Origin of the sequence: Streptomyces sp. NPDC003035 (assembly GCF_042888285.1) — a bacterium.
GTDB lineage: Bacteria > Actinomycetota > Actinomycetes > Streptomycetales > Streptomycetaceae > Streptomyces.
The window spans coordinates 77,436-86,808 of sequence record NZ_JBIAPJ010000012.1; the positions used below are offsets into that span (position 1 = coordinate 77,436).

The following is a 9,373-nucleotide window of genomic DNA, read 5'->3' on the forward strand; positions in this document are numbered from 1 at the left end:
CTGAGGACTGAGACGGCTGACGGCTGACGGCTCAGGAACCGCCGCTCTTCCGCTCGTCCTCGTCGTCGATGATCTCGGCGTCGACCACCTCGTCCTCGCCGCCACCGCCCGTCTTGGCCTCGCCCTGCGGGGCGTCGCCGCCGGCGGCCTGCGCGGCCTGGGCCGCCCGGGCGTCGGCGTACATGGCCTGGCCGAGCTTCTGGGAGACGGTCGCGACCTTCTCGGTGGCGGTACGGATCTCCGCCGTGTCGTCACCCTCGGCGGACGCGCTCTTGAGCTTCGCCTTGAGTTCGGCGACGGCGGTCTCGACCTCGGTCTTGACCTCGCCCGGGACCTTCTCCTCGTTGTCCTTGAGGAACTTCTCCGTCTGGTAGACGAGCTGCTCGCCCTGGTTACGGGTCTCGGCGGCCTCGCGACGGCGGTGGTCCTCGTCCGCGTACTGCTCGGCCTCCTGGCGCATCCGGTCGACCTCGTCCTTCGGCAGCGAGGAGCCACCGGTGACGGTCATCTTCTGCTCCTTGCCCGTGCCCAGGTCCTTCGCGGTCACGTGCATGATGCCGTTGGCGTCGATGTCGAACGCGACCTCGATCTGCGGGACACCACGCGGGGCCGGCGGCAGACCGGTCAGCTCGAACATGCCGAGCTTCTTGTTGTACGCCGCGATCTCGCGCTCGCCCTGAAAAACCTGGATCTGCACCGACGGCTGGTTGTCCTCGGCCGTCGTGAAGATCTCCGAACGCTTCGTCGGGATCGTCGTGTTGCGCTCGATCAGCTTGGTCATGATGCCGCCCTTGGTCTCGATACCGAGGGACAGCGGGGTCACGTCCAGGAGCAGGACGTCCTTGACCTCACCCTTCAGGACACCGGCCTGCAGAGCGGCGCCGATGGCGACGACCTCGTCCGGGTTCACACCCTTGTGCGGGTCCTTGCCCGTGAGCTCCCGCACCAGCTCGGTCACGGCGGGCATCCGGGTCGAACCGCCCACCAGAATCACATGGTCGACGTCGGACACCTTGATCCTGGCATCCCGTACCGCCTGGTGGAACGGCGTCTTGCAACGCTCGAGGAGGTCGGCCGTCAGCTGCTGGAACTGAGCCCGGGTCAGCTTCTCCTCCAGGTGCAGCGGGCCCTCGGCGGAGGCCGTCACGTACGGCAGGTTGATCGACGTCTCCGTCGCCGCCGACAGCTCGATCTTCGCCTTCTCCGCGGCCTCACGCAGCCGCTGCACCGCCATCTTGTCCTTGGACAGGTCGACGCCGTGGCCGTTCTTGAACTGCTTCACCAGGTAGTCGACGACCCGCTGGTCCCAGTCGTCACCACCCAGATGCGTGTCACCGTTCGTGGCCTTCACCTCGACCAGGCCCTCACCGATCTCCAGGAGCGACACGTCGAACGTGCCGCCACCCAGGTCGAAGACCAGGATCGTGTGGTCGTTCTCCTTGTCCAGGCCGTAGGCCAGCGCCGCCGACGTCGGCTCGTTGATGATCCGCAGCACCTGCAGGCCCGCGATCTCACCCGCCTCCTTCGTCGCGGTGCGCTGACTGTCGTTGAAGTACGCGGGCACGGTGATCACCGCGTCCGTCACGTCCTCACCCAGATATGCCTCGGCGTCGCGCTTCAGCTTCTGCAGCACGCGTGCCGAGATCTCCTGCGCGGTGTAGCGCCTGCCGTCGATCTCGCCGCTCTCCGGGAAGTGCCACCGCGTGTCCCCGATGTGCCGCTTGACCGACCGCACCGTGCGCTCCACGTTGGTCACGGCCTGGCGCTTGGCCACCTCACCGACCAGCACCTCACCCTTCTTCGCGAAGGCGACCACGGACGGCGTGGTCCTCGCGCCCTCGGTGTTCGTGACGACCGTGGGCTCGCCGCCCTCCAGCACGGCCACCACCGAGTTCGTCGTTCCGAGGTCGATACCGACTGCGCGTGACATGGCCCTCTCCTCATCCGGCCCCGTCTGGCAGCTACCCACAACGCGCCCGATCATGGAAGGAGATGTGTCGTCATGAGCGGCGGTGAGGCGTGATGGCTCGGGTGGCGGTGGAAGGCGCGGAGATCGTCGTCCGGCTGTCCCTGCGCGAGCAGCTGGCCGCCCGCCGCAGACAGCTGCGGGTCCCGCTGAGCGCCCTGCGCGAGGTGCGTGTCGAGCCGGACTGGTGGCGGGCCCTGCGCGGGCGGCGCGGCCGGGGGGTCTGGATCCCCGACCGGCTGTACGTCGGCATCCGCGTCCTGCCCGACGGGCAGGACTTCGCCGTGATCAAGCCGGGCGAGCCGGTTCTCTGCGTCGAGCTGCGCCGGGGCACCGCGTTCGGCCGCCTGGCCGTCTCCGATCCTGATCCGGAGCGGGCCGTACGAGAGCTCCGGCCGTTCGTCCCCACGGACCGGCTGGGCTGAGGCGAGCCGTCCGGTTTGGCGTGGCAGCCCATGGGCACCCGTGAGGTGCGCGGTGAGAGGTGGCAGAGACGGCCCCTTCACCACGCTCCGCATCCGGGCGGACACGCCGGACTCGACTGCCGCGTGGCCGCGCGCCCGTCGGAACCCATGTCCTGGGGGACATCATGGAACTCGGCTTCCTCAAACCTCTCTTCGCCCGGCCGGGGCCGTGGGCCTCGGTCTACATCGAGACCACGCGCGCCACGGAGGACGCGGCGAAGATACAGAAGCTCCGCGAGCGCTCCATCGCCGCTCAGCTCATCGACGCGGGTGCCGACGGTTACACCACCAGAGCGGTGATGGAGCGGCTGGCGCACGAGCCCGTGGCGGGGACGCCACCCGGCCGGGCGCTGTTCGCCGCGGGCGCCGAGGTGGTCCTCGACGTCCCGCTCACCCTTCCCCCGCCCGTCGGCGAGGCCACCTGGTCGATGCTGCCGCACGTGGCGCCGCTGGCCACCCTGCGGGGTGACTCGCCCACCTGCATGGTGGCGTACATCGACCGCGCGGGCGCGGATCTGGAGCTGCGCGAGGGTAACCGCCGTACGACGCTGGACGAGGCCCGCGGGTCGGAGTGGCAGGGGCGCGGGCACCGCGGCGTCCCCACCGACCGGTACGAGTGGCACTACCGCAACAGGGTCGAGAACGGCTGGAACGAGACCGCCGACCTCATCGCGGCCGAGCTGGCCCGGCAGTGGCCGGAGAGCGGCGCCGAACTGCTGGTCCTGGCCGGTGACGCCCGCGAGCGCAGGGCCGTGCACAACCGGCTGCCGGAGCGGGTGCAGGACGTCACCGTCGAGGCGGAGGGCGGCGGCCGCTCGGCCGGCGCCGGCACGGCGGCGCTCGACACCGAGATCAGGCAGGCGTGCGAGGCGTACGCGCAGGACCGGCTCCGCAGGACGCTCGAACGGTTCCACCGGGGCCGGGGCAAGCCGGGCGAGCACCGCGAGTCCTCCGTGGACACCGGCCCCGGCGAGGCGGCGGAGGGCATCCCGGCGGTCGTGGACGCCGCGCGCAAGCACCAGGTGGCCACCTTGCTGCTCACCCCGGAGGCCGCCGACGGGGGCCGCCAGGTCTGGATCGGCCCGGGCGTCGACGAGGTGGCCGTGCAGCGTGGTGAGGCCCGTGCGCTGGGCGTGCCCCGGCCCGAGCAGGCGCGCGCGGACGACGCGCTGCTGCGGGCGGCCGCGGCGGCCGACTGCGAGGTGCTCGTGGTGCCGGAGGGCATGCAGGGCCCGGCGGGCGGGCTGGGGGCCGTACTCCGCTGGAGCATGTGACCCCCGGTCCGTCGGACGACCTGGAGGTGGCCGAGGCGGCCGGGGCGGGGGCGTGAGGCTTCGGCGTGACGCCCCTCGCCCGGCGCTGGAACGTCGTGCCGCGCGGCGCTTCAGCCGGCGTTCGGCGGGACGGCGCTTCGGCGCTTCAGCGCTTCGGCCGCTTCAGCCGGGGGTGACGTTCTCGGCCTGGGGGCCCTTCGGGCCCTGGACGACGTCGAACTCGACCTTCTGTCCTTCCATGAGTTCGCGGTAGCCAGTGCTGGCGATGGCCGAGTAGTGGACGAAGACGTCCGGGCCACCACCGTCCTGGGCGATGAAGCCGAAGCCCTTCTCCGCGTTGAACCATTTCACTGTTCCGGTTGCCATCGTGATCTCCTTGGCGCATACGGACACTTCCATGGTCCCTCGACGCGGCCCGGAAGTCCCGGCGGGTAGCGTGGCCGCATGGAACTCATCGGAGAGATCACCGCCGACCGGCCCCTGCTCGTCCTGGCCGTCAAGGAGGAGGCGCAGTTCCTCGACACGGACCTGCCGGTCCTGCTCACCGGCATGGGCAAGGTGAACGCGGCGACCTCGCTGGCGACCGTGCTGGGCCGGGGCACACGCCCGTCCGGGGTCGTCAATCTGGGGACCGCCGGGGCGCTGCGTCCCGGGTGGACGGGTACCCACGTGGTGGGCACGGTGATCCAGCACGATCTCGACGGCGAGCTGCTCGCGACGCTGACCGGGGAGACCTACGGAGCGCCACTGGCCCTGCCGGACGGCGGCGACGTGACCCTGGCGACCGGTGACGCCTTCATCTCCGACGAGGCCGCCCGGGCCCGGCTCGCCGCGCGGGCACCGCTCGTGGACATGGAGGGCTACGCCCTGGCGACCGCCTGCGGACTCGCGGAGGTGCCGATCCGGATCGTCAAGCACGTGAGCGACGAGGCGGGGGACGGCGCGGCCCGCACCTGGCGGGAGTCGGTCGCGGACTGTGCCCGGGCGCTCGCGGACTGGGCCGCGGCCCACACCCCGTACCGCTCCTGAAGGCCGCTCGGGCGTCCGGCGGTCAGCCGGACGCCGGACCGAAGCGGCGGCGGTACGCGGACGGGGAGAGGCCCGTCTCGCGCTTCATGAGGGCTCGCAGGTTGGCCGCCGTGCCGAGGCCGGCGGCGCGGGCGACGACGTCGAAGCGGGACTCCCCGCGCTCGATCAGACGGCAGGCCAGGGCCACCCGCTCGCCGGTGAGCCAGGCCAGCGGGGTCGTACCGAGCTGGGCCCGGAACCGGCGGTGGAGCGTGGCCGGGCTCACGGCGGCGTGGGCGGCGAGATCGGCGACGGTCAGCGGTGAGCCGAGGCGTTCCTGGGCCCAGGCGAGCAGCGGGGCGAGCGATTCGTCGGGCACCTCGGGGACCGGCCGCTCCACGAACTGGCGCTGCCCGCCGTCCCGGTGGGCCGCGAAGACGAGCCGGCGGCTGACGGAGTTCGCGACTTCGGCGCCGTGGTCGCGGCGGACGACGTGGAGTCCGAGGTCGAGGGCGGCGGCGCTGCCGGCGGCGGTGAGGATGTCGCCGTCGTCGACGAACAGGACGTCGGGTTCGAGGCGTACGGAGGGGAAACGGGCACGGAAGGAGTCCGCCCACTGCCAGTGGGCGGTGGCCCGCCGGCCGTCGAGGACTCCGGCCTCGGCGAGGGTGAAGGCGCCGCTGCAGAAGCCGATGAGGCGTGCGCCGCGCGCGTGGGCGCGCCGGATCGCGTCGAGCACAGCGGGCCGGCGGGGCACCTCGACGTCGGGGCGGTTGGGGACGATCAGGGTGTCGGCGGTGTCGGCCGCCGCGAGCCCTGCCACGCCGGCGAGAGTGAAGAAGCCGTCCCTCATGAGGGTGCGGGGTTCGGGCGAGCAGAGCCGGAAGTCGTACAGGTCGCGGCCGAGTTCCGGACGGCGCAGTCCGAAGATCTCGGTGGCGCAGCCGAGCTCGAAGGGGTTGGAGTTCGCGTCGACGATGACGACGACGCGGTGCGCCGGTGCGTGCGAGGATCCTTGCGGCATGTGCTTTTTCTAGCACTCACGCCGGGCGGAGGACAGGGCCGAGGATGGGCTCCATGAGCCGACAGACCTCTGTGAACGATGTTCCTCTCGCCCTCGCCACGGCGCTCGCCTCCTTCGACGAGCTGTGGAGCCCGCGCGTCGTGGCACGGGTGAACGACTACGACGTACGCGTGGCGAAGGTGGCGGGCGAGCATGTGTGGCACGCGCACCACCACACCGACGAGTTCTTCCTCGTGATCGAGGGCGAGTTGCACATCTCGCTCCGGGAGGAGGGGGTGGAGCGGACGGTGTCACTCCCCCGCGGCTCGGTCTTCACCGTCCCCCGGGGCGTGGAGCACCGCCCGTACGCCCCGTCCGGCGCGTCGATCCTGATGTTCGAACCGACGGGGACGCTCTCGGTCGGAGACCGCCACGAGGAGATCCCGGACCACGTCGACGTGACGACGGGCCACGCGCTCGGCGAGTAAGGCCGTGACCCTCGCGCCGAACCGGTCAGCCGAACCGCGCGCGGGAGACGTTCACACGGGGAACGCCGCCTGAACGGCGAGGCGTGCGACGACACGATCCTCCAGCGCGAGCGCGGGATCATGAACGGCGCACGAGGCACCGAACCCGGCATGAGCGACACCGGCTGCCCGGAACTCCCCGTTTGGGACGGGTGCGGCCCGTGGCGACCCGCGTGTCCCGTCGCCCTCCCCCGTGCGGTCGGCCGGAGGCGAGACCATCCTGGAGGGGTGGGCCCCTCCCCGGAACCGCCCTGCGGTGCGGGGGGAGCTCCTGTGCGCCCCCGATGCGGACGTGAGCGCCGGGTCGCGTTCCGAGCAGGATGCGCACCGATGCGCGGTGCCTGTGGCGCGAGTCGCGTACGGGGCGGGTGCCGCCGGTTCGAGGGAGGCGGGACGGATGAGCGGGTCCGGGTCGGGTACGGGCGGCAAGGCACGGTTCGACGACATCTACGACCAGCCGGACCCCCGGGCGTACTTCCTGCGCCTGGCGCCGCTGGAGTACGAGATTCCGCAGCAGGCCCAGGCCGCCTTCCGGCGCGCGGCGGCCGAGCGCGGCGGCGGGACGGTCCTCGACCTGTGCTGTTCGTACGGGATCAACGCCGCGCTCCTCAACCACGACGTCACCCTGGCGGAGCTGTACGCGCGCTACACCGATCCGGCGGTCCGCGGGCTGACCTCCGCGGAACTCGCCGTACAGGACAAGGAGTTCTACGCCGCCCGGCGCCGCGCCGACGCCGCGCCCGTCATCGGACTCGACGTCGCGGGCCACGCACTGCGGTACGCCCGCGCGGTCGGGCTCCTCGACGACGCCTTCGCGGAGAACCTGGAGGAGGGCACGCCGCCGAGCCCCCGGCTGCGGGCCGCGATGGCCGACGTCGGGCTGATCACGCTGACCGGCGGGGGCAGCTACCTCACCCGCCGCACCTTCGCCGCGCTCCTGGAATGGGCCGGACGGCCGGTGCGAGTGAGCGCGTTCGTGCTGCGCACGGTCTCGTACCGGCCGATCGCCGAGTGCCTGGCGGCCTACGGCCTGCGGACCGTCGCCGACCCGTCACGGACGTACCCGCAGCGGCTGTTCACGGACGACCGCGAACAGCGCTTCGCCGTCGAGGCGGTGCGGGCGCTGGGCGGCGACCCGTCGGGACGGGAGTCGGAGGGCCGCTTCCACACGGTCCTGTACGAGTCGTTCCCGGCGGACGCGCACGGGTCGGGCGACTGACAGCGGACGGTCGCCGACCCGACCTGCCGAACCGGCCTGCCGAACCGACCTGGCCGACCGACCTGGCGATCCGGCAGCGGGCGCGAGGGGACGTGTCAGCGGACCACGTCGAAGACGTTCTTCTGCAGGCCGTTCGCGTATACTTCGTGCTCGACGAGCTTCAGCTTCTGCGTGTCCTTGTCCGTGGCGCTGAAGAGGCGCTTGCCCGCGCCGAGCAGCAGCGGGAAGACGAGCAGGTGGTAGCGGTCGATCAGGTCGGCGTCCGAGAGGGCCTGGTTGAGCGAGGCGCTGCCGTGGACGATGATCGGGCCGCCCTCCGTCTCCTTCAGCGCCGCCACGTCGTCGAGGGAGCGCAGGATCGTCGTCTCGCCCCAGTTCTCGACCAGGTCGTCCTCGGTGAGGGTGGTGGAGACGACGTACTTCGGCATCACCTTGTAGTCGGCGAAGTCCTCCATGTCGGGCCACACCGGGCTGAACGCCTCGTAGCTGGTCCGGCCCAGCAGTATCGCCGTGGCTTCCTTCTGCTCCCGGTCCTTGATCTCGAACGCCTCGGGGAGGAACTCGACGTCCTTGAAGGTCCACCCCGAGTTCCGGTAACCGGGCTCGCCGCCCGGGGCCTCCATGACGCCGTCGAGGGAAATGAAGGCACTGCTGATCAGGGTACGCATCTCGGGTTCCTCGGTGTCTTGTGTCGAGTTCTCAGCGGTTCGGTCGGCGACCGCTTCGGCCACGCTCGTGGCTGCGCTGCACCAACCATGATCTCTGACTCCGGGTCACGGGGAAACTCATCGGTCCCGCCCGCCCTTTACTGTCGTCGTACGACGAGAACCGCCGCGACGTCGTCCTCGAGCCCGCCCGCACCGTAGGCGGCCACGTCACGGTGCAGAAGGGCGGGGAGGCGCTCGCCCGGCTCCCCCACCCACCGGGACATCCGCTCCTCCAAGGGGTAGAAGGTGCCGGCGCGGTCGCGGGTCTCGCTCACGCCGTCGGTGAACAGGAGCAGCCGGTCCCCCGGTTCGAAGGGGACCTCCTCCACCCGGTGGCGGGCGTCGACCAGGCCGGCCAGGTTGACCGGCAGGGACGGGTCGGGGAGATCGACGGGCCGAACACGCGTGCCGTGCTGGAGCAGCGGGGCGGGGTGGCCGCAGCTGAGGAGCCGTGCGACGTTCCCCTCGTCGGGGATCTCGACGAGGACGACGGTGGCGAAGCGTTCGGCCGCGTCGGAGTCGGGGTCCCAGGCGCCGTAGCGTTCGAGGCCCTCCTCCAGGCGGTCGGCGAGGGCGGGTAGGTCCGGGGCGCCGTCGACGGCCGCGCGGAAGGAGCCGAGCAGGACGGAGGCGGTCTCCACCGCGCCGAGCCCCTTGCCCTGGACGTCACCGAGCATCAGCCGCACGGCACCGGGCACGTGGACGGCCTCGTAGAAGTCGCCGCCGATCCGGGCCTTCGCCGCGGCGGCGACGTACAGCAGATGGAGGTCGACGGGACCGAGCCGGGGCGGGAGCGGCCGGAGCACGACCCGCTGCACCACCTCGGCGACGGCGGTGACCTCGCGCAGGTCCCGTTCATAGCGAAGCCGGACCCGGCTCACCCACACGGCGACCGCGGTCACCGCCGCCAGGACGACCTCGTTGGCGAAGATGCCGGGAAAGAACGGCTCGCCCCTGTCCCACCCGAGCAGCCCGCCCAGCACCATGGCGATCAGACCGATGACGACGGTGCCCCGGACGCTCCAGGTGACGGCCGCGAGGGCGGGCGCGGCGGCCAGGAGCCGGTCGTAGCGTTCCTCGTCGGAGGTGAAGGCGTCCGCGAGCACCGTCAGGACCATGGCCAGCACCGGCAGCGCCCGGCCGATGTTGATCTGCGCGTGCGGCCGGTACGAGGGGCGGCCACGGTGATCACCTGAGGGCATCTC

10 protein-coding genes are annotated in these 9,373 nt (G+C 71.8%); 5 read left to right on the plus strand and 5 right to left on the minus strand.

The features are described 5' to 3' along the window. Nucleotides 1–31: 31 nt before the first annotated feature. Nucleotides 32–1,930 (minus strand): molecular chaperone DnaK, encoded by a 1,899-nt coding sequence (dnaK, locus tag ACFYV5_RS31700; RefSeq protein WP_389174169.1) that lies wholly within the window; start codon nucleotides 1,928–1,930, stop codon nucleotides 32–34. A gap of 92 nt (nucleotides 1,931–2,022) precedes the next feature. On the opposite strand from dnaK, the gene ACFYV5_RS31705 reads away from it, so the two are divergent. Both ACFYV5_RS31705 and ACFYV5_RS31710 read left to right on the plus strand, forming a co-directional pair. Then, nucleotides 2,023–2,391, plus strand: a complete 369-nt coding sequence (locus ACFYV5_RS31705) for a hypothetical protein (protein WP_355114697.1) — start codon at nucleotides 2,023–2,025, stop codon at nucleotides 2,389–2,391. Between the two features lie 164 nt (nucleotides 2,392–2,555). Further along, the gene (locus ACFYV5_RS31710) at nucleotides 2,556–3,704 is read left to right on the plus strand and encodes a hypothetical protein (RefSeq protein WP_389174173.1); all 1,149 of its coding nucleotides are present in this window, start codon (nucleotides 2,556–2,558) and stop codon (nucleotides 3,702–3,704) included. Between the two features lie 162 nt (nucleotides 3,705–3,866). Here the strand turns inward: ACFYV5_RS31710 and ACFYV5_RS31715 are convergent, their stop codons facing one another. Further along, nucleotides 3,867–4,070 carry a cold-shock protein gene (locus ACFYV5_RS31715; RefSeq protein ID WP_355114700.1) on the minus strand — a complete coding sequence of 68 codons (204 nt, stop codon included), beginning with the start codon at nucleotides 4,068–4,070 and terminating at the stop codon, nucleotides 3,867–3,869. A 78-nt stretch (nucleotides 4,071–4,148) separates the two neighbouring features. Here ACFYV5_RS31715 and ACFYV5_RS31720 point away from each other — a divergent pair, with 78 nt between their 5' ends. After that, nucleotides 4,149–4,733, plus strand: a complete 585-nt coding sequence (locus ACFYV5_RS31720; RefSeq protein ID WP_389174176.1) for a nucleosidase — start codon at nucleotides 4,149–4,151, stop codon at nucleotides 4,731–4,733. Between the two features lie 22 nt (nucleotides 4,734–4,755). Here ACFYV5_RS31720 and ACFYV5_RS31725 read toward each other — a convergent pair whose 3' ends face one another. Next, entirely contained in the window at nucleotides 4,756–5,736 is a 981-nt protein-coding gene (locus ACFYV5_RS31725; protein ID WP_389174179.1) for a helix-turn-helix domain-containing protein, read from the minus strand. Nucleotides 5,737–5,789: 53 nt separating this feature from the next. Between ACFYV5_RS31725 and ACFYV5_RS31730 the strand changes: the two genes are divergently transcribed. Continuing rightward, nucleotides 5,790–6,203: a cupin domain-containing protein gene (locus ACFYV5_RS31730; RefSeq protein ID WP_389174182.1), complete on the plus strand. Its 414-nt coding sequence runs from the start codon at nucleotides 5,790–5,792 to the stop codon at nucleotides 6,201–6,203. Between the two features lie 436 nt (nucleotides 6,204–6,639). Next, the gene (locus ACFYV5_RS31735; RefSeq protein WP_389174185.1) at nucleotides 6,640–7,461 is read left to right on the plus strand and encodes a hypothetical protein; all 822 of its coding nucleotides are present in this window, start codon (nucleotides 6,640–6,642) and stop codon (nucleotides 7,459–7,461) included. A gap of 95 nt (nucleotides 7,462–7,556) precedes the next feature. On the opposite strand, the gene ACFYV5_RS31740 is transcribed toward ACFYV5_RS31735, so the two are convergent. Both ACFYV5_RS31740 and ACFYV5_RS31745 read right to left on the minus strand, forming a co-directional pair. Then, nucleotides 7,557–8,129 carry a dihydrofolate reductase family protein gene (locus ACFYV5_RS31740; RefSeq protein ID WP_389174188.1) on the minus strand — a complete coding sequence of 191 codons (573 nt, stop codon included), beginning with the start codon at nucleotides 8,127–8,129 and terminating at the stop codon, nucleotides 7,557–7,559. A gap of 137 nt (nucleotides 8,130–8,266) precedes the next feature. Then, a complete protein-coding gene (locus ACFYV5_RS31745; RefSeq protein WP_389174191.1) occupies nucleotides 8,267–9,370 on the minus strand; it encodes a PP2C family protein-serine/threonine phosphatase in 1,104 nt (367 codons plus the stop codon). Nucleotides 9,371–9,373: the final 3 nt, after the last annotated feature.

Coding starts and splice junctions, on each gene's coding strand:
- ACFYV5_RS31720 (WP_389174176.1), top strand. CDS start 4,149: ATGGAACTCATCGGAGAGATCACCGCCGACCGGCCCCTGCTCGTCCTG.
- dnaK (WP_389174169.1), bottom strand. CDS start 1,930: ATGTCACGCGCAGTCGGTATCGACCTCGGAACGACGAACTCGGTGGTG.
- ACFYV5_RS31715 (WP_355114700.1), bottom strand. CDS start 4,070: ATGGCAACCGGAACAGTGAAATGGTTCAACGCGGAGAAGGGCTTCGGC.
- ACFYV5_RS31725 (WP_389174179.1), bottom strand. CDS start 5,736: ATGCCGCAAGGATCCTCGCACGCACCGGCGCACCGCGTCGTCGTCATC.
- ACFYV5_RS31710 (WP_389174173.1), top strand. CDS start 2,556: ATGGAACTCGGCTTCCTCAAACCTCTCTTCGCCCGGCCGGGGCCGTGG.
- ACFYV5_RS31735 (WP_389174185.1), top strand. CDS start 6,640: ATGAGCGGGTCCGGGTCGGGTACGGGCGGCAAGGCACGGTTCGACGAC.
- ACFYV5_RS31745 (WP_389174191.1), bottom strand. CDS start 9,370: ATGCCCTCAGGTGATCACCGTGGCCGCCCCTCGTACCGGCCGCACGCG.
- ACFYV5_RS31730 (WP_389174182.1), top strand. CDS start 5,790: ATGAGCCGACAGACCTCTGTGAACGATGTTCCTCTCGCCCTCGCCACG.
- ACFYV5_RS31705 (WP_355114697.1), top strand. CDS start 2,023: ATGGCTCGGGTGGCGGTGGAAGGCGCGGAGATCGTCGTCCGGCTGTCC.
- ACFYV5_RS31740 (WP_389174188.1), bottom strand. CDS start 8,129: ATGCGTACCCTGATCAGCAGTGCCTTCATTTCCCTCGACGGCGTCATG.